Consider the following 18,061-nt stretch of genomic DNA (forward strand, 5'->3'; position numbering starts at 1 on the left):
TTTTAAGCGGATTCTTTTATGACCAGGCTGTTGCTATTCTCAGGTCAACAGAAATAAAAAAATCGGAGTCTGAATATGTCTGAAACTGAACTCGTTACTGAATTTCTGCTGGCGGCAGAAAAGGGCAATAGCGATGCGCTAAAAGCCTGTCTGGAGAAAGGCGTGGATATTAACGCCACCAACCGCCAGAAAAGAACGGCGGTTATTATTGCCAGCCTGAAAAAGCATTATGCCTGCGTGGAGCTATTAATTGCCGCCGGTGCGGATATTGATAAACAGGACCAGACCTGCTTTAACCCCTTCCTGATTAGCTGCCTGACCAACGATATTACCCTGCTGCGCCTCGTGCTTCCGGCAAACCCGGATCTTGACCGCTTGACGCGCTTTGGCGGCGTGGGCATTACCCCTGCCAGTGAAAAAGGGCACGTGGAGATTGTGCGCGAGCTGCTGGAAAAAACCGACATTAACGTTAACCACACCAACTTTGTCGGCTGGACGCCGCTGCTGGAAGCCATCGTGTTAAACGACGGCGGCGCGAAGCAGCAGGCGATCGTGAAGCTGCTGCTGGATCACGGTGCGAACCCGCACATGACCGATAAATACGGCAAAACCCCGCTCGAGCTGGCGCGGGAAAAAGGCTTCGATGCGATAGCCGACCTGCTGCTGGCGGCGGGCGCGTAAAGTAATCGGCCAGCCGCGTCCGGCTGGCCGCTAATTTAAAAAGCATTTTTACCGACGTGCATTTTGCACGACGGCGGCCCCCTTTTATCCGCTTTCAGGAGAAAATAATGCCAACGAAAATTGTGATTAAAAAGAATACCTATTTCGACTCTGTATCATTAATGTCCGTTTCCACCAAAGCCAATAAATTACCGGGCGTCGAGCAGGCGTTTGTGGCGATGGCGACGGAAATGAATAAAGGCGTTTTAAAAAACCTCGGGCTATTAACGCCGGAATTAGCCGAAGCCAAAAACGGCGACCTGATGATCGTGATTAAAGGCGACGCGGCGAATGATGAAACGCTGGCGGCCATCGAAGCGCTGTTCACCCGTAAAGAGAGCACCGGATCCCATGAAGCGCGCTACGCCACGATTGCCAGCGCCAAAAATCATCGTCCTGACGCCAACCTCGCGGTCATTTCGGTGAACGGTACCTTCGCCGCGCGTGAAGCGCGTCAGGCGCTGGAAAACGATCTTAACGTGATGCTCTTTTCCGATAACGTGTCGCTCGACGACGAGCTGGCGCTGAAGCAGCTCGCGCACCAGAAAGGGCTGCTGATGATGGGGCCGGACTGCGGCACCGCCATTATCAACGGCGCGGGGCTGTGCTTCGCCAACGCGGTGCGCCGCGGGCCGATTGGCATCGTCGGCGCATCGGGCACCGGCAGTCAGGAGCTGAGCGTGCGCATCCATGAGTTCGGCGGCGGCGTGTCGCAGCTGATTGGCTCCGGCGGGCGCGATCTCAGCGAGAAAATTGGCGGCCTGATGATGCTCGACGCCATCGACATGCTCGAAGCCGACGAGGAGACCCAGGTCATTGCACTTATCTCCAAGCCGCCTGCGCCCGCCGTTGCCGAAAAAGTGCTGGCCCGCGCGCGCGCCTGTCGCAAGCCCGTGGTTGTCTGCTTCCTCGGCCGCAGCGAACCGCCGGCGGATGAAGACGGCCTGCAGTTTGCCCGCGGCACCAAAGAGGCTGCGCTGAAAGCCGTCCTGCTTACCGGCATCAAAAAAGAGTCCCTGGACCTGCACCCACTCAACTGGCCGTTGATTGAAGAGGTGCGCGCCCGCCTGACCCCGCAGCAGAAGTACATTCGCGGCCTGTTCTGCGGCGGCACGCTGTGCGACGAGGCGATGTTCGCGGCGCTTGCGAAGTTCGACGACGTTTATAGCAACATCCAGCCGGATCCGACTAAACGGCTGAAAGACATCAGCGTCAGCCAGGCCCATACCTTCCTCGACTTTGGCGATGACGATTTCACCAACGGCAAGCCGCACCCGATGATCGACCCGACCAACCGCATCAGCCGCCTGCTGCAGGAGGCGCACGACCCGGAAGTTGGGGTGATTGTGATGGACTTCGTGCTGGGCTTCGGCGCGCACGAGGACCCTGTAGGGGTGATGCTCGACGCCATCAAAGAGGCGCAGGCGATTGCGAAGGCGGATAACCGTCCACTGGAAATTCTCGGCTACGTGCTCGGCACCGACCAGGATCCGCAGTCGCTGGCGCAGCAGTGCCAGCTGCTCACCGATGCCGGCGTGATTTGGGCCAGCAGCAGCACCAACACCGGATTACTGGCTCGTGAATTTGTCTGCAAAGGGGAGAAAGCATAATGACGACCTTATTTAACCAGCCGCTGAACGTGATTAACGTCGGCATTGCGATGTTCAGCGACGATCTCAAAAAACAGCACGTTCCCGTCACCCAGCTCGACTGGACGCCGCCGGGGCAGGGCAATATGCAGGTCGTCGGGGCGCTCGACCAGCTGGCCGAAAAACCGCTGGTGGAGAAGATCGCCGCCGCCAACAAGCTTGCGCTTGAGCGCATTATTCAGTCTCATCCGGTGCTGGTGGGCTATGACCAGGCGATTAACGTTGTGCCGGGGATGACCCGCACCACCATTCTGCACGCCGGTCCGCCCGTCTCCTGGGAGAACATGTGCGGGGCAATGAAGGGTGCGGTCACCGGGGCGCTGGTGTTTGAAGGGCTGGCGAAAGATCTGGACGATGCGACAAGGCTCGCCGCCTCAGGAGATATTACGTTCTCGCCGTGCCACGAGCATGACTGCGTGGGCTCGATGGCGGGCGTCACCTCCGCGTCGATGTTCATGCATATCGTTGAGAACAAAACCTACGGCAACCGCGCGTTCACCAACCTCAGCGAGCAGATGGCGAAGATCCTGCGCATGGGCGCCAACGACCAGAGCGTTATCGACCGTCTGAACTGGATGCGCGACGTGCTCGGCCCGATGCTGCGCGACGCCATGAAGATTATCGGCGAAATCGACCTGCGCCTGATGCTGGCCCAGGCGCTGCACATGGGCGACGAGTGCCACAACCGCAACAACGCGGGCACCACGCTGCTGATCCAGGCGCTGACGCCGGGGCTGATTCAGGCGGGCTATCCGGTTGAGCAGCAACGCGAGGTGTTTGAGTTTGTCGCCAGCAGCGACTACTTCTCCGGCCCGACGTGGATGGCGATGTGTAAGGCCGCGCTGGATGCCGCTCACGGCATTGAGTACAGCACCGTCGTCACCACCATGGCGCGCAACGGCTACGAGTTTGGCCTGCGCATCTCCGGCCTGCCGGGGCAGTGGTTTACCGGCCCGGCGCAGCAGGTGATTGGCCCGATGTTCGCGGGTTATAAGCCGGAAGATTCCGGGCTGGACATTGGCGACAGCGCGATTACCGAAACCTACGGCATCGGCGGCTTTGCGATGGCAACGGCCCCGGCAATTGTCGCCCTGGTGGGCGGCACGGTCGAGGAAGCCATCGACTTCTCCCGCCAGATGCGCGAAATCACCCTCGGCGAAAACCCGAACGTCACCATTCCGCTGCTCTCGTTTATGGGGATCCCGACCGCCATCGACATTACTAAAGTCGCCGGCACCGGCATTCTGCCAGTGATTAACACAGCCATTGCCCATAAAGATGCGGGCATCGGCATGATTGGGGCGGGCATTGTTCACCCGCCGTTTGGCTGTTTTGAAAAGGCGCTGTTGACCTTCCGCGATCGCTACTTTTTATAAGGCAAGCATCCATGAAAAACATGAAACTGGAGTGGAAAAGAGGTGACTGGGCGGCCTATTTCGGGTTGATGACCAACAACCTGACCAATTTGCTGACCATGATGGGGCTGCTCATTTTTGTCGTCGGCATCCCGAAGGAGATTGTTTATGGACGCATCGCGCCGGCCTTCGGGCTGGCGGTGCTGGCCGCAAGTATTTGCTACGCCTGGTTCGGCATGCAGATGGCGCGCCAGACCGGGCGCACGGATGTCACCGCGCTGCCGTCCGGCCCCAGCGCGCCGTCAATTTTTACCGTGACCTTCCTGGTGCTGATGCCGGTGTATCAGCAAACGGGCGATGCGGAGTTCGCCATTCAGATTGGCCTGGTGTGGTGCTTTGTTGAGGCGATGATCCTGGCGGGCGGTTCGTTCCTGGGTGAGACCATCCGCAAAATGATCCCGCGCACCGTGCTGCTGTCGTGCCTCTCCGGCCTGGGCCTGCTGCTGCTGGCGATGAACCCGATGCTGCAGGCGTTCGAAGCGCCCACCGTGTCGTTCATCGTCCTGCTGCTGATCTTCATCAACTGGTTCGGCAAAAAGCCGATTTTCGCCAGAATTCCCACCGGTCTGCTGCTGCTGATTGCCGGCACGGCCCTGGCGTGGATCTCTGGTCTGCAAAGCCCGGAAGCGATTAAAGCGTCCATGTCATCCTTCGGCTTTAACCCGCCGCAGGTGCACGTAGAGGGCTTCCTGCAGGGGCTGCCGCACGCGCTGCCGTATCTTGCCTCGGCGGTTCCACTGGGCCTGGCAAACTACATCTTTGACCTGGAGAACATCGAAAGCGCCCACGCGGCGGGGGATGAATACCCGACGCGCAAGGTGATGCTGGCGAACGGTCTGGCCTCCATGCTCGGCTGCCTGATGGGCAACCCGTTCCCGGTGACGGTCTACGTCGGCCACCCAGGCTGGAAAGCGATGGGCGCGAGCATCGGCTACACGCTGGCCTCCGGCGTCACCATGTTCATCGTGCCGCTGTTCGGGCTGGGGGCGTTTATGCTCGCCATCATACCGATGACCGCCATCGTGCCGATTCTGGTGTTTATCGGCGTCGTGACGGCCAACCAGGTGGTGAGGGAAACGCCCAAAGTGGAGGTGCCCGTTATCTTCATCTGCCTGTTCCCGTGGATCGCCAACTGGGCGCTGACCATGATGAACAGTGTAATGAGCGCCGCAGGCACCAGCGCGGGGAAAATCGGCACCGACGTGCTGCACAGCAAAGGGATCTACTACGAAGGGCTGATGCATCTCGGCAACGGCGCGCCGCTCGCCAGCATGCTGTGGGGCTGCATCGCCATCTTTGCCATCATCAACAAGCCGCTGCGGGGCGCGATTGCCGCCGCCGTTGGGGCGCTGCTGGCGCTGTTTGGCGTGATCCACGCCCCGGTGGTGGGCTTTGCCGAAGGCAGCTCGCTGATGTTCGTGACCGCGTATCTGATGATGGGCAGCATGTTTGTGGTGAAGCATGTTCTCGACAGCCGGGAAGTGGCGAGCGCTGAGCCGGGTACTGTTGCGAAGGAAAACGTATGAAAGAGCTTATGGTCGTCGCCATTGGCGGCAACAGCATTATCAAAGACAACGCCAGCCAGTCGGTAGAGCATCAGGCGCAGGCGGTTAAAGCGGTGGCAGAGTCGGTGCTGGAAATGCTGGCCTCTGACTATGACATCGTGCTCACCCACGGCAACGGCCCCCAGGTGGGGCTGGATCTGCGCCGCGCCGAAATCGCCCACGAACGGGAAGGGCTCCCGCTGACGCCGCTGGCAAACTGCGTCGCGGACACCCAGGGCGGGATCGGCTACCTGATCCAGCAGGCGCTGAACAACCGCCTGGCCGCGCGCGGCGGGAAAAAAGCGGTCACGGTCGTCACGCAGGTTGAGGTGGATAAAAACGATCCCGGCTTTACGCATCCGACGAAACCGATCGGCGCGTTCTTCAGCGAGGCGCAGCGGGATGAACTACAAATCGCCCATCCGGACTGGCATTTCGTAGAAGACTCCGGTCGGGGCTATCGCCGCGTGGTGGCTTCACCCCAACCGCTGCGCATCGTTGAGGCCGACGCCATCAAGACGCTGACGCAAAAAGGCTTTGTGGTGATCGGCGCGGGTGGCGGCGGGATCCCCGTTGTGCGCTCGGCGCAGGGCGATTACCAGAGCGTTGATGCGGTGATTGATAAAGATCTCTCCACCGCGCTGCTGGCGCGCGAGATCCGTGCCGACGTGCTGGTGATCACCACCGGGGTGGAGAAGGTGTGCGTCAACTTCGGCAAGCCGAACCAGCAGGCGCTTGACACCGTAACCGTGGCGCAGATGGCGCGCTACATGGAAGAGGGCCATTTCCCGGCGGGCAGCATGCTGCCCAAAATCGTCGCCTCGCTGGCGTTTTTACACCACGGCGGCAAGCGCGTGATTATCACCTCGCCGGACTGCCTGCCCGCGGCGCTGCGCGGGGAAACCGGTACCCATATCGTTAATGAAGGAAGATAAGATGAGTGAAAATAAAAGCCGCCGCGAATTCATCAGCCAGAGCGGCAAAATGGTCACCGCCTGCGCGCTGTTTGGCGCGACCGGATCCGTCGCGTATGCTGCTGGCTCCGCAAAGCCAACCTGCGAGACTGGCAAACCGATGAACATCACCGCTAAGCATTACTATCTGGACAACGTGCTGCTCGAAGCCGGGTTTAACGTTGAGGGCAGCGTGGCGACAAGCACCCGCACCGAGCTGAAAACGCTCGAAATCAAAGACGGGAAGATCGTCGCCCTGCGCGACAATAAAAACCACGCGGACGCCACGCTGCCGCACTATGACGCGGGCGGCAAGCTGATGCTTCCGGCGATGCGCGATATGCACATCCACCTGGATAAAACCTTTTACGGTGGTCCGTGGCGTTCCCTGAACCGTCCGGCGGGCACCACCATTCAGGACATGATCCGCCTCGAGCAAAAAATGCTGCCGGAGCTGCAGCCGTATACCCAGGAGCGGGCGGAAAAGCTGATCGACCTGATCCAGTCGAAAGGTTCCACCATCGCCCGCAGCCACTGCAATATCGAGCCGACCTCCGGCCTGAAGAATCTGGAAAATCTGCAGGCGGTTTTATCGCGCCGCAAGCCCGGCTTTGACTGTGAAATCGTCGCTTTCCCGCAGCACGGGCTGCTGCTCTCAAACTCAGAAAAACTGATGCGCGAGGCGATGCAGGCCGGGGCGCACTACGTGGGCGGACTCGATCCGACGAACGTCGATGGCGCGATGGAGAAATCCCTCGATCTGATGTTCCAGATTGCGCTGGACTACGGTAAAGGGGTGGACATTCACCTGCACGAAACCAGCCCGGCGGGCGTGGCGGCGGTGAACTACATGGTGGAAACCGTGGAGAAAACGCCGGCGCTGAAGGGCAAGCTGACCATCAGCCACGCCTTCGCGCTGGCAACGCTCAACGAACAGCAGGTGGATGAGATCGCCACCCGCATGGCGGCGCAGCAGGTGACCATCGCCTCCACCGTGCCGATTGGCACGCTGCATATGCCGCTGAAGCAGCTGCGCGATAAGGGCGTGTTTGTGATGACCGGCACCGACAGCGTGATCGACCACTGGTCGCCGTACGGCCTGGGGGACATGCTGGAAAAAGCCAATCTTTATGCCCAGCTCTACATCCGCCCGAACGAGCAGACCCTTTCCCGCGCATTAGGCATTGCCACCGGCGACGTGCTGCCGCTGAACGACAAGGGCGAACGCGTGTGGCCCAAAGCGCAGGACGACGCGAGCTTTGTGCTGGTGGACGCCTCCTGTTCCGCCGAAGCCGTGGCGCGCATCTCCCCGCGTACCGCGACGTTCCATAAGGGCAATCTCGTCTGGGGCGTTGTGGGTTGACGTGCATTTCTCCCTCTCCCTGTGGGAGAGGGGGGGTGAGGGCATCAGGCCGCAGGGAATGCTTTATACTGGGAGTCACATTCTTAAAGAGGGATCTGCCATGGCACAAAACATCTACGACAACCCGGCGTTTTTCGAAGGCTACGCCCAGCTTCCGCGCTCGGTACAGGGGCTGGACGGCGCGCCGGAGTGGCCCGCGCTGAAAAACATGCTGCCCGATCTCACCGGTAAGTCGGTTGTCGATCTCGGCTGCGGCTACGGCTGGTTCTGCCGCGCCGCGCGTAAAATGGGCGCGTCTGAGGTAACCGGCGTGGACATCTCGGAAAAGATGCTCGCCCGCGCGGCGGAGCTGACGCATGACGCCCGGATCCATTACCAGCGTAGCGATCTCGAATCGCTGGCGCTTAACGAGAACAGCCTCGATCTGGTCTATAGCTCCCTGGCGCTGCACTACCTGCCGGAGCTGGACACGCTCTTTGCCAGGATTCAGCGCGCGCTCAAGCCCGGCGGCAGCCTGGTCTTTTCGATGGAGCACCCCATTTACACCAGCGCCACGCGTCAGGGCTGGCTGACCGACGATAACGGCGAGCGGTTTTGGGGGGTGAATCACTATCAGGACGAAGGCAAGCGCGTCAGCAACTGGCTGGCAGACGGGGTGATCAAGTATCACCGCACGCTGGGCACCACGCTTAACGCGCTCATCAGGGCCGGGTTAACCATAAGTGAAGTCAACGAGTGGGGACCAACGCAGGCGCAGATTGACGCCTGGCCCGCGCTGGCCGAAGAGGCGGAACGCCCGATGCTGGCGTTGATCGCCGCCCGTAAGGCCTAATACCCGACCTTATACACCCGCCCGCTCTGCACGCCCTCCACGCTGCGGCGATAGGCGTTCGCCACGGTTGCCGCAGGAACGCTTTCAAACCCCGGGAAGAATCCGTCGTAGGTTTCAACGGATTCGGTGAGCACCGTCGGGCTAATCAGGTTGATGCGGATCCCGCGCGGCAGTTCACAGGCCGCGGCGCGAACAAACCCTTCCAGCGCGGCATTCACCGTGGTGGCATTCACGCCCTGGGCAATCGGCTCGTGCGCCACGATGCCGCTAATCAGGGTGATTGAGCCGCCCTCGTTCAGGTAATGCTGGCCGGTCAGCGCCAGGCGCACCTGCCCCAGCAGCTTATCCTGCAGGCCCTGATTGAAGTCGCTGTCCTTCATGGTCGCGAGCGGGCCAAAGTAAAGGCCGCCGCTGGCGGAGACAATGGCATCTACCGGGCCGATTTTCTCAAACAGCGCCTGGACGCTCGCCTGCGAGGTGATATCCACCTGATAGTCCCCCTGCGTGCGGCCGACGCGGATGACCTCGTGACGACGACCCAACTCTTCCGCTACTGCACGACCAACCGTACCGCTGGCACCAATAATGACGATTTTCATAGCCGACTCCTCATGTTGTGAGCCTTCATTCTTTAGTAAATTAAAATGCAGATAAACTGAGCTAAAGTTAGAAGATTGCTAACCAGAGGTTTGGAATATGGATAAGCTTCGCAGTATGGAGACCTTTATTGCCGTGGTGGAAAGCGGCAGCTTTACCGGCGCGGCGTCGCGGCTGGAGATGTCGGCGGTGATGGTGGGGAAGTACGTTGCGCTGCTGGAGTCTCAGCTAGGCACCCGCCTGCTGGAGCGCAACACGCGTCGTCAGAGCCTGACCGACGCCGGGCGAGTCTATTACGACGAGGCGAAGCGGGTGCTGGAGCAGGTGGCGATTGCCGAAAGCGCAGTTGAACGCCTGCGCGCCGCGCCGTCCGGTACCCTGCGGGTGACGGCGCCCACCTCGTTTGGCGGCAGCGCCATCGCGCCGCTCACCGCCACGTTTTTACAACGCTACCCGGACGTGCGCGTTGAGCTGGATCTGACCAACCGGATGGTGGATCTGGTGGAGGAGGGCATCGATCTGGCCATTCGCATTGGCGACATTCACAACGACGATCTGGTGGCGAAATACCTCTGCCCTTACCGGATGGTGATCTGCGCCGCACCGGACTACCTGGCGCGCTACGGTACGCCGCGAACCCCTGCCGATCTGGTGGATCATCTCTGCCTGTCCCACAGCGTGTGGACCGCACGCAACGAGTGGCGGCTGCCGGGCGTCGAAGGCGAGGTGCGCTGGAAGCGGGATGCGGTCTTAAGATGCAACGACGGCTATGGGCTGCGGATGGCCGCAAGAGCCGGGGCGGGGCTGCTGCTGCAGCCGGAAGTGCTGGTGGCGGAAGATCTGGAAAGCGGCAGGCTGGTGCGGGTGCTGGAGGAGTACATTCCGGCGCCGAGACCCGTGCACCTGCTGTGGCGTCAGGATTTACGACAGCTCCCTAAGCTTACGGAATTTATCGCCCATCTTCTGCTAAGATTGGGCACAATATAAAAAAAGAAGGTAAGCAAAGAATGTCTGTGAATAAACTCGCCAGCAGCGCGCAGGGCCTGCAATCATCTGCCATCCGTGAATTATTAAAACACAGCAAAATGGCCGGCGTCATTTCGCTGGGTGGGGGCATTCCTAACCCGGCCTTGTTCGATCGCGAAGGCCTGAAAATTGCCGCTGATGCCGTATTATCACAGCATTTTGGAGAGGCCTTTCAGTACGGTCTGACCGAAGGTGTGCCGGGGCTGCGTGAAGAGATTCAGCGCATCTGTGAAGGGCGCGGGATCCGCTGCAAGGCGGATGACGTGGTCGTGACCTCCGGTTCGCAGCAATCGCTCGACGTGCTGGCGCGCGCATTGATTAACCCGGGCGATACCGTTGTCGTTGAGCGTCCAACTTATCTTGCCGCGCTGCAGGTATTTGGCCTGGCGCAGGCGAATTTTGAATCCGTTGGCACCGATGGCGACGGAATGAACGTCGACGAGCTCGACGCGCTGGTGGCCAAAAAAGCCATTAAAGCGGTGTATATCGTTCCAACCTTTGGTAACCCTGGCGGCGTGACGCTTTCTGAGGCGCGTCGTAAACAGCTGGTGGAACTCTCGAAGCGCCATGACTTCGTGATCGTCGAAGACGATCCGTACAGTGAAATTAACTATACCGATGAAGTCTTCCGCCCGTTAATTGCCCATGCCAAAGATATCGGCAACGAAGAGAACGTGGTGTATACCTCAACCTTCTCTAAAATTCTTGCGCCGGGCACGCGCGTAGGCTGGGTGCTGGTGCCGGAATGGCTGAAGCGCGCGGTGGTGAACCTTAAGCAAACTACCGATCTGCACACCAGCACGCTGTCGCAGCTGATGACGTACGAATACCTGAAGACCGGCCGCCTGGCCGATCAGATCAAAACGATCCGCGCAGCCTATCGCCAGAAGTACCAGACGTTCGCCACGGAACTGGAAGCCGAGCTGGGCGATGTGATGTCGTTCCACAAGCCGAAGGGCGGCATGTTCCTGTGGGCGAAGATGAAAAATGGCAGTAATACCACGCGCTGGCTGGAAAAGACGTTAAGTAACGGCGTAGTATTTGTGCCGGGCGAATTTTTCTACTGCAACGAGCCAGACCATTCGACGCTGCGCATGTCGTTTGTCACGCCAACGGATGAAGAGCTCAAAGAAGCGGTTCGTCGCCTGAAAAAATCGCTGTAAAAGACCTGCGCATAATGGCGTTCCGGCCGTTATGCGCAATACGCGTTCAGGGCGGCACGGGCCGCAATCGTTCATGGTGATCTCCATGTTTGAATTTCTGTTCGGTGTCGTTACGCACACGCCCGCCTGGGTGTGGGTGCTGTTTATTTTCCTTATCTCCCGCGGCATCAAAGCCCGTCGGCCCGCCACCGTTACGCTGGAGCGGCTTGCCATTATTCCGGGCATCTTTCTTATCTGGGATATCTACGATCTGGTAGTCTATCGCACGCTGACTCCCGGGATGGTCGCATTGTGGACGGCGGGGATCTTCGCCGGCGCAGCGCTGGGGTATTTCCTGATCAAGCAGGCGGTTATCACCCGCGCGGAGGCGCCGCGCAGCCTTTACCGCCAGGCCGACTACACCGCGCTGCCGTTTATGATGCTGGCATTCGGGGTGAAGTATGTGCTGGGCGTGATGAGCGCGGTCTCTCCCCAGACGATGCAGCAGCCCGCCATGAGCGCGGTGGCGATCGTCTCCGGCGGCGTATTTGCTGGCGTCTTTATCGGGAAATTTGCGCGCTATGTTGGGGTGTATAACGCCCGGGTTCAGGCCTGAATTTACAGCAGCCCTTTTTGCGTGAAGGTAATGCGCGTGGCTTCGTTGAGATCCAGCGCTTTTAACGATTCCGGATTAACCCAGGCGATCTCCTGAAACTCTTCATTAAACGTGACTTCCCGGTTGGCGCTGATGCAGTCGAAGATCAGATAGATCATGTAAATCTCCTCTGTGGTGCCATCGGCGTAGGTTTTGACCCTGATGTCATCGCGAAAAGCCCACGGCGTGACCGAGGCGATCTCCAGCGCTTCGCCAAGCTCTTCGCGGATCTCACGGCGCAATGCCTGTTCCATGGTTTCGCCCGGCTCCATTCCGCCGCCGGAGAGAGCCCACTGGCCGGGGAACACGCCGCGATCGTCGGCCATTTTACACAGCAGGTAGGCACCGTCGTTCTGGATGATGGGGCAGACAATGGTTCGTTGGCGCATGATTTCTTCCTGAAAAAGTATTGAGTAGGTAAATTTTGTGCCGAATCAGGCAACATCCGGCTGGCCAGATTTTCGCTTAGCCATGACTTCCGCAACGGTCTTTATACGGCTTAACTCTTCCTGTGTCCGGGAGTTAGATTGCGCTTCCCAGATATCGACGTTCAGCTGTAGGTTCAGCCAAAATTCAATAGTGGTATCAAAGGCTTTTGCCAGTTTTATCGCCATATCGGCAGTAAGTTTGCGATTGTTATTGACCAGCGCGCTGATGGTATTGCGGTGTACATTAAGCATCTCCGCCAGATCGCTGATTTTCAGATTGAGCGGTTCAAGATACTCGTACTGCAACACGTCGCCCGGCGTGGTGGGTTTGCGGAGTGCCTGTTGAAGTGCCATAGGTGATGCCTCACTTGTGTTGCGTGTACCTGTGTGGAGAGAGGTAGAGATCGTCTGCTTTACCCTCTGTCCAGAGAAACACGAGCCTGTATTGCCTGTTTACCCGGATTGAGGAATATCCCTTCAGCGGAGGATTCAATGCTTCATACCTATTGCCCGGTGGCGATCGCAAATCCCGGTGCGAGGTCGCTGCGTTGATGATATCGAGCTTTCTCGCAAGCGCTGTCTCCAGATTTGAAGGGATAACATTGCTCGTTCTACCGTAAAGAAAAAAATCCTCAAGCCATTGATCCCGAAAATGATTAATCATAATGCTGGTGAGCTCCAGTCCATGAAGCTGAGTGAATAGTAGTGCACTCTTGCACTGTGCGCAAGTGCATTCTTGTCTGCGGGTAATATTACCCTGATGATGGCTGAAGGGAAGTGGGATGCATGACTAAAGGTAAATTCTTCGAGGTGGATTCCGCTTCTGGCGTGCGGTTTAATGCCCGGCGGCGCTGCGCTTGCGCGTACCTACGGGAACGTAGGCCGGGTAAGGCGAAGCCGCCACCCGGCACTCCAGGCTCAACGCTCCCTCAGCGCCTCCTTCGCCCGGTTAAACGGCTTAATCATATAATCCAGCACCGTTTTTTCTCCGGTCTTAATGTCCACCGTCGCAATCATCCCTGGCACAATTGAGAAGTGCCTGCCGGCCTTATTCACCAGGTAGTCCTGGCTGGTGCGGATAAACACCCGATAATAGAACACCTCCGGCTTGGCTTCGTCCTGGATGGTGTCCGGAGATATCGTCTCGACCACCCCGTGCAGCCCGCCGTAAATGGCGTAATCGTAGGCGGTGATTTTGACCAGCGCCTCTTGGTTCGGGTGGATAAAGGCGATGTCGCGCGGGGACAGGCGGGTTTCAATCAGCAGATGATCGTCCACCGGCACAATCTCCATCAGTTCGCCGTTGGGCGGGATCACGCCGCCGATGGTGGTGACCTTGATGTTTTTCACGATCCCGCGCACCGGGGATTTCACCGTCAGGCGGGTGACGGAGTCCTGGCGGCCTTTGAGGATGGCGGAGACCATATCGACTTCCGCGTTGGCCTTGGAGAGCGCCTCGCGCGCCTGGACGTAATACTGCGAGCGCACGTCGGTGAGCTTCAGCTCCAGATCGCTTTTCTGCCGCTGCAGGCGCAGGACCTCCACGTGGCTGGCGGCCCCGGTTTTTACCAGCCGCTGGGTGATGGCCAGCTCCTTATTGGCGAGATCGAGCGCGGCGCGCAGCTCCCGCTGGGTATCCTCCAGCTGCGCGCGCCGCGAGTTGTAGAGCCGCGTTTCGTCGGCAATCAGATCCGGCCATTTTGCCAGCGAAGGGGGGAACTTCAGCGGCAGATCGTTCACCTCGGCGTACAGGCGGGCGCTGGAGGCCAGTGAAGCGCGGTAGCGCGCCGCGCTTTCGCCGACGTTCGATTCGGAACGCGTCGGATCGAGCCGCGCCAGCACCTGTCCGGCCTGCACCTGATCGCCCTCGTGGACGTTCAGCTCGGTGAGGATCCCGCCGTCCAGCGACTGTAACACCTGCTCGCGCGAGCTGGGGATCACCTTACCTGAGCCGGTTGAAACCTCATCCAGCACGCCAAACCACGCCCAGACGCCCAGCACCACGAACATCAGCAGCGAGAAGATCACGATCCGTCTCGCGCCGGTATAGCCGCTTTCGGAGTCGAGGGCGTTATCCAGATCGTCCATTGCGGCAACGTCACGCTGACTGATTTTCATTTTTCCACTCCCGTCCGGTTGCTGCCTGCTGCTGCTGTTGCTGCATGCGGCTGTTGTTCAGCGCCTGCGCTTTTGGCGCGTCCATCACCAGCATGCCCTCCTTGAGCACCACCACCCGCTCCACCAGCTCCAGCACCGGTACGCGGTGGGTGGCGACGATCAGGGTGCGATGGCCGAGCCAGTCGCCCAGCCGCTGGATGAACTCCCGCTCGGTGTGCTCGTCCAGCGAGGCGGTGGGTTCATCCATCAGCACGATATTCGGATCGCGCAGGAGCATGCGCGCCAGCAGAATCGACTGGCGCTGCCCGCCGGAAAGCCCCACGCCGTTTTCCATGATCGGGTAGTCAAGCCCCTTGGGCAGCTTCTGCACGAAGCCCGCCGCGCCGGTCATCTCCAGCGTCTCGAAAATCTCTTCGTCGGTGGCGCGCGGCATGCCGAGGGTAATGTTTTCGCGCAGGGTGCCGTAAAACAGCCGCGCGTTCTGGGTCATAAAGCCGACGTTGCGCCGGACGTCGGCGACGTCGAGATGCGGCAGGCTGAAGCCGTCGAGCCGCAGCTCGCCGGCCGCCAGATCCATTCCGCCCGCCAAGGCCTGCAGCAGGGTCGATTTCCCGGCGCCGTTGCGCCCGAGGATCGCCACTTTTTCGCCGGGCCGGATCTCCAGACGGTTAATACGCAGCGCCATGCGCGGATCCTCCGGGTGATAGCGGAACTGCGCCTGTTCAAAGAGATAGTGCCCGCGCAGCACGTCCTGGCGAATTGGCGTCTCCTCGCGCTGGTTCTCGGTGGGAAGCTGCATGATGCTGTCCAGCCCCTCTTTTGCCGCTTTGACCTGCTGCCAGCGGGCCAGCACGCCGCAGAGCGTCGCCATCGGGGCGATCATGCGGGAGGCCAGCATCGACGCGGCAACCACCGAACCGGTGGTCAGGGTGCCGTCAATCACCATCGGCGCGCCGACCACGATCACGGCGGCGTAGACCAGGCTCTGGATGGTCATCCCCCAGCTGATCAGGTTCTGCGTCAGCTCGCGGGTGCGCAGGCCGGATTCCGCGGTGATCTGGATATAGCTGTTCCACTGCTGCAAAAAGCGGTTTTCCGCCTGCATCAGCTTGATGTCCTCCAGCCCCTGAACGCTCTCCACCAGCACCGCGTTGCGCAGGGTTGATTCATGGGCTGACTGCTTCGCCAGTTCCGCCAGCTTTTTCTGCAGCAGCAGGCCGGGCAGAACCATGATCACCGCCGCCACCGGCGCGATCCACGCCAGCTGCGGAGCGATGATCGCCAGCACCACCACGAACAGTAAAAAGAAGGGCAGGTCGACAATCGTCGAGATGGTGGACGAGGTCACCATCTCGCGGATCTGCTCCAGCTCGCGAAGCTGGGAGATAAAGCTGCCGGTGGAGCGGGGAATAGCGCTGTTGCGCAGCCGCAGCGCGTGGCCGAATACGCGATCCGAAACGCGCATGTCCGAGCGCTTGCCCAGCAGATCCATAATGTGCCCGCGCGCCACGCGCAGCACGAAGCCAAACAGGGTGGCGATGAGCACCCCGATGGTCAGGACGTAAAGCGTCGGGTAGGACTGGGCGGGGATCACCCGGTCGTACACCTGCATGGAAAAGACGATCCCGGAGAGCGACAACACGTTGATAAACAGCGCGGCGAGCATCACCCAGCTGTAGGGACGCAGGTCGCGCATCACCAGCCGGTAGAGCCAGTCCGGGCGGTATTTAGAGATGTAGGCGTCGACGCGGCTGTCCTTCAGCGCGGCGAGTGGACGCAGGGCAATAACGTGGCGGATGGCGGGCAGCATCGCCGTCATCGACAGGCGGTTGGTGTAGGTCTGGTCGTCAAAGAAGCTGACCTCAAGGGTATCGTCGCCGTCAAAGTGTGCGATCACGCCGATCCTGCCGTCGTCCATCGCCACTACCACCGGCAGACGCCAGCTGTTGATCGCCTCCTGGCCGGCAGTAAGCAGCTGAAACGACAGCCCCGCCTCGCGTGCCAGCTGGGTGAGGGCGGGTACCATCGGTTTACCCTTCAGCCACGGTGCACCCGCCAGCAGCGCGCCGGGAGAGCAAGAGACGCGGTAACGCGTGGCGACAAAGCCAAAGGCCTGCGCCCACTGGACCAGGGCCTCATCCGTCATGTTTTCACCTTGCGGGATATCACGCTGCTTCATGGCTGGATCTCCACGGTCTGAATGGTGCGGTTATCAAGGTCGAACGCGTGACGCAGTTGCCCGGTGTTATAAAGGCAGTTGAGCTGCAGCTGGTGCAGCTGACCGAGGGTCTGCTGCTGGGTGAAGCGCGCCTGGTAGACCTCCTGCTCGGCGTTGAGTACGTCGAGCAGCGGACGCGAGCCGAGATCGAGATACTGCTGCTGGTAGAGTTCGCGGGTGCGGGCGCTGAGCGCCTCCTGGCGGCCCTGAATTTGCAGCGTGCTTTGCAGGCTCATCACCTGGCTGCGGGCTTCAAGCAGTTTCTGGCGGACGTCAAGACGCGTGCGCTGAATGGTGGACTGCGCCGCTTCCACCGCGTGTCCGGCGGCGTTACGCCGGGCGGTGAGGCCGCCGCCCTGATAGAGCGGCATCTGCACTTTTACCCATGCGGAATACTGGGTGCGATCCCGCGTGTCGCTGCCCGCATAGCGATCGTTCATGTAGTGGCGCACCTCCGGCTCCAGCGAGACGGTTGGCGTCATCTGCGCGTCGGCGTAGTCGAGGTTAGCCTGGGCGACGTTAGCCTGCGCCCAGGCGGCGAGTACCGCGGGAACCAGACGGTCATCCGGCTCGGCGATGTCGCAGCTCCGGCCCAGCTTCTGTGGGAAATCATTGCTGATCGCGTTCAGGCTGTTCCAGCCGAGAAAGCTCATCAGCGTGGCGCGGGCGCTGTCCAGGCTGGCCTGGTACTGCATCAGCTGGGCGCGCGCGCCTTCGATACGGGCATCGGTCTGCACCACGTCAGAGAGCGAGGTGGCCCCTTCGTCATTACGCTGGCGGGTCAGCGTGCCGATGGAGGAGAGGGCCTCAAGCTGCTCTTTGGCGGTATCGACCATCTGCTGCCACGTTTGCACCTGCACCATGGCGATGGCGGTATCGTGGGCGATGGTGTCAATGCTCACCAGCACGTTGGCCTGCTGCTGGGCCACGCCGGCGCTCTCGGCGCGCACCTGGCTTGCCACCTTGCCGAAGTCGTAGAGCATTTGCGAGAGAGAAAGCACCAGCGACGGCGTAAAGCCGTTCTGGTCGCCGTCGTGGGAGTAACCGTTGTCCACGCCGGCATTAATCTGCGGATAGTATTTTGATTTAGCGACGTCAACCTCTTCGCTCTGCTGGTACAGTTTTCCCACCGCTTCACTGATGGCCGGGTGCCAGGTAACGGCGCGGTTGACGGCGTCGCCAAGCTGTAACGAGCCGGGAGCGGCTTTGCCGGCCACCGGGGCCACGCGGCCGTTGAGCGAGGGGAGTTCCTGCGTTTCGCGAAGCTGTCCGGTATTGATCGTTGCCGCCGGGTTCGCGCAGAGAGCGGGCATAGATATCAGGCAGCACGAGAGCCACCAGTAAGGCATCTTCATTCCCATGTCATGTCCCTAATAAAATAAGTACAGCTTTTTTGTTATG

At 60.2% G+C, this 18,061-nt stretch carries 17 protein-coding genes; 10 read left to right on the forward strand and 7 right to left on the reverse strand.

What is annotated here, in order from left to right; genetic code table 11:
• Window positions 1-75 precede the first annotated feature (75 nt).
• The 7 genes from M2433_RS22000 to M2433_RS22030 all read left to right on the forward strand — a co-directional run bounded on the left by M2433_RS22000 (window position 76) and on the right by M2433_RS22030 (window position 8,476).
• Window positions 76-681, forward strand: a complete 606-nt coding sequence (locus tag M2433_RS22000) for an ankyrin repeat domain-containing protein (RefSeq protein WP_429057674.1) — start codon at window positions 76-78, stop codon at window positions 679-681.
• Between the two features lie 107 nt (window positions 682-788).
• Window positions 789-2,330 carry an acyl-CoA synthetase FdrA gene (gene fdrA / locus M2433_RS22005; RefSeq protein WP_429057672.1) on the forward strand — a complete coding sequence of 514 codons (1,542 nt, stop codon included), beginning with the start codon at window positions 789-791 and terminating at the stop codon, window positions 2,328-2,330.
• Window positions 2,330-3,745, forward strand: a complete 1,416-nt coding sequence (locus tag M2433_RS22010) for a DUF1116 domain-containing protein (protein ID WP_429057670.1) — start codon at window positions 2,330-2,332, stop codon at window positions 3,743-3,745. Before fdrA ends, M2433_RS22010 begins: the two co-directional genes overlap by 1 nt.
• Before the next feature lie 11 nt (window positions 3,746-3,756).
• Complete coding sequence (locus M2433_RS22015; RefSeq protein ID WP_429057668.1) at window positions 3,757-5,310, forward strand: xanthine permease; 1,554 nt, start codon at window positions 3,757-3,759, stop codon at window positions 5,308-5,310.
• The gene (locus tag M2433_RS22020; protein ID WP_429057667.1) at window positions 5,307-6,263 is read left to right on the forward strand and encodes a carbamate kinase family protein; all 957 of its coding nucleotides are present in this window, start codon (window positions 5,307-5,309) and stop codon (window positions 6,261-6,263) included. Before M2433_RS22015 ends, M2433_RS22020 begins: the two co-directional genes overlap by 4 nt.
• A gap of 1 nt (window position 6,264) precedes the next feature.
• On the forward strand, window positions 6,265-7,644 hold the full coding sequence (locus tag M2433_RS22025; protein WP_429057665.1) for an amidohydrolase family protein: 1,380 nt from the start codon (window positions 6,265-6,267) through the stop codon (window positions 7,642-7,644).
• 100 nt (window positions 7,645-7,744) lie between these two features.
• On the forward strand, window positions 7,745-8,476 hold the full coding sequence (locus M2433_RS22030) for a class I SAM-dependent methyltransferase (RefSeq protein ID WP_429057664.1): 732 nt from the start codon (window positions 7,745-7,747) through the stop codon (window positions 8,474-8,476).
• On the opposite strand, the gene M2433_RS22035 is transcribed toward M2433_RS22030, so the two are convergent.
• Window positions 8,473-9,075 carry a short chain dehydrogenase gene (locus M2433_RS22035; protein WP_429057662.1) on the reverse strand — a complete coding sequence of 201 codons (603 nt, stop codon included), beginning with the start codon at window positions 9,073-9,075 and terminating at the stop codon, window positions 8,473-8,475. The two genes, M2433_RS22030 and M2433_RS22035, sit on opposite strands and share 4 nt — an antisense overlap.
• Window positions 9,076-9,172: 97 nt before the next feature.
• Between M2433_RS22035 and M2433_RS22040 the strand changes: the two genes are divergently transcribed.
• From M2433_RS22040 to M2433_RS22050, 3 genes are all read left to right on the forward strand, one after another.
• Entirely contained in the window at window positions 9,173-10,060 is an 888-nt protein-coding gene (locus tag M2433_RS22040; RefSeq protein ID WP_429057660.1) for a LysR family transcriptional regulator, read from the forward strand.
• A 20-nt stretch (window positions 10,061-10,080) separates the two neighbouring features.
• Window positions 10,081-11,262 carry a PLP-dependent aminotransferase family protein gene (locus tag M2433_RS22045; protein ID WP_429057658.1) on the forward strand — a complete coding sequence of 394 codons (1,182 nt, stop codon included), beginning with the start codon at window positions 10,081-10,083 and terminating at the stop codon, window positions 11,260-11,262.
• A gap of 85 nt (window positions 11,263-11,347) precedes the next feature.
• Entirely contained in the window at window positions 11,348-11,857 is a 510-nt protein-coding gene (locus M2433_RS22050) for a DUF6622 family protein (protein WP_429057656.1), read from the forward strand.
• Window positions 11,858-11,859: 2 nt separating this feature from the next.
• Here the strand turns inward: M2433_RS22050 and nudI are convergent, their stop codons facing one another.
• The 6 genes from nudI to M2433_RS22080 all read right to left on the reverse strand — a co-directional run bounded on the left by nudI (window position 11,860) and on the right by M2433_RS22080 (window position 18,021).
• Window positions 11,860-12,285, reverse strand: coding sequence for a nucleoside triphosphatase NudI (gene nudI, locus M2433_RS22055; protein ID WP_429057655.1), 426 nt, complete (start codon window positions 12,283-12,285; stop codon window positions 11,860-11,862).
• 45 nt (window positions 12,286-12,330) lie between these two features.
• Window positions 12,331-12,678 (reverse strand): HigA family addiction module antitoxin, encoded by a 348-nt coding sequence (locus M2433_RS22060; protein ID WP_429057653.1) that lies wholly within the window; start codon window positions 12,676-12,678, stop codon window positions 12,331-12,333.
• Window positions 12,679-12,688: 10 nt separating this feature from the next.
• On the reverse strand, window positions 12,689-12,988 hold the full coding sequence (locus M2433_RS22065; RefSeq protein WP_429057652.1) for a type II toxin-antitoxin system RelE/ParE family toxin: 300 nt from the start codon (window positions 12,986-12,988) through the stop codon (window positions 12,689-12,691).
• 254 nt (window positions 12,989-13,242) lie between these two features.
• Window positions 13,243-14,412 carry an HlyD family efflux transporter periplasmic adaptor subunit gene (locus M2433_RS22070; RefSeq protein ID WP_085930317.1) on the reverse strand — a complete coding sequence of 390 codons (1,170 nt, stop codon included), beginning with the start codon at window positions 14,410-14,412 and terminating at the stop codon, window positions 13,243-13,245.
• A 10-nt stretch (window positions 14,413-14,422) separates the two neighbouring features.
• Window positions 14,423-16,621: a type I secretion system permease/ATPase gene (locus tag M2433_RS22075; RefSeq protein WP_429057650.1), complete on the reverse strand. Its 2,199-nt coding sequence runs from the start codon at window positions 16,619-16,621 to the stop codon at window positions 14,423-14,425.
• On the reverse strand, window positions 16,618-18,021 hold the full coding sequence (locus tag M2433_RS22080; protein ID WP_429057648.1) for a TolC family outer membrane protein: 1,404 nt from the start codon (window positions 18,019-18,021) through the stop codon (window positions 16,618-16,620). The genes M2433_RS22075 and M2433_RS22080 overlap by 4 nt, the downstream gene beginning before the upstream one ends.
• Window positions 18,022-18,061 lie beyond the last annotated feature (40 nt).

Origin of the sequence: Enterobacter sp. AC1 (assembly GCF_050434705.1) — a bacterium.
Lineage (GTDB): Bacteria > Pseudomonadota > Gammaproteobacteria > Enterobacterales > Enterobacteriaceae > Enterobacter > Enterobacter cloacae_L.

Bases quoted from the DNA above. Each gene is read 5' to 3' on its own strand.
- M2433_RS22000 (WP_429057674.1), top strand. From the start codon at position 76: ATGTCTGAAACTGAACTCGTTACTGAATTTCTGCTGGCGGCAGAAAAG.
- fdrA (WP_429057672.1), top strand. From the start codon at position 789: ATGCCAACGAAAATTGTGATTAAAAAGAATACCTATTTCGACTCTGTA.
- M2433_RS22010 (WP_429057670.1), top strand. From the start codon at position 2,330: ATGACGACCTTATTTAACCAGCCGCTGAACGTGATTAACGTCGGCATT.
- M2433_RS22015 (WP_429057668.1), top strand. From the start codon at position 3,757: ATGAAAAACATGAAACTGGAGTGGAAAAGAGGTGACTGGGCGGCCTAT.
- M2433_RS22020 (WP_429057667.1), top strand. From the start codon at position 5,307: ATGAAAGAGCTTATGGTCGTCGCCATTGGCGGCAACAGCATTATCAAA.
- M2433_RS22025 (WP_429057665.1), top strand. From the start codon at position 6,265: ATGAGTGAAAATAAAAGCCGCCGCGAATTCATCAGCCAGAGCGGCAAA.
- M2433_RS22030 (WP_429057664.1), top strand. From the start codon at position 7,745: ATGGCACAAAACATCTACGACAACCCGGCGTTTTTCGAAGGCTACGCC.
- M2433_RS22035 (WP_429057662.1), bottom strand. From the start codon at position 9,075: ATGAAAATCGTCATTATTGGTGCCAGCGGTACGGTTGGTCGTGCAGTA.
- M2433_RS22040 (WP_429057660.1), top strand. From the start codon at position 9,173: ATGGATAAGCTTCGCAGTATGGAGACCTTTATTGCCGTGGTGGAAAGC.
- M2433_RS22045 (WP_429057658.1), top strand. From the start codon at position 10,081: ATGTCTGTGAATAAACTCGCCAGCAGCGCGCAGGGCCTGCAATCATCT.
- M2433_RS22050 (WP_429057656.1), top strand. From the start codon at position 11,348: ATGTTTGAATTTCTGTTCGGTGTCGTTACGCACACGCCCGCCTGGGTG.
- nudI (WP_429057655.1), bottom strand. From the start codon at position 12,285: ATGCGCCAACGAACCATTGTCTGCCCCATCATCCAGAACGACGGTGCC.
- M2433_RS22060 (WP_429057653.1), bottom strand. From the start codon at position 12,678: ATGGCACTTCAACAGGCACTCCGCAAACCCACCACGCCGGGCGACGTG.
- M2433_RS22065 (WP_429057652.1), bottom strand. From the start codon at position 12,988: ATGATTAATCATTTTCGGGATCAATGGCTTGAGGATTTTTTTCTTTAC.
- M2433_RS22070 (WP_085930317.1), bottom strand. From the start codon at position 14,412: ATGGACGATCTGGATAACGCCCTCGACTCCGAAAGCGGCTATACCGGC.
- M2433_RS22075 (WP_429057650.1), bottom strand. From the start codon at position 16,621: ATGAAGCAGCGTGATATCCCGCAAGGTGAAAACATGACGGATGAGGCC.
- M2433_RS22080 (WP_429057648.1), bottom strand. From the start codon at position 18,021: ATGGGAATGAAGATGCCTTACTGGTGGCTCTCGTGCTGCCTGATATCT.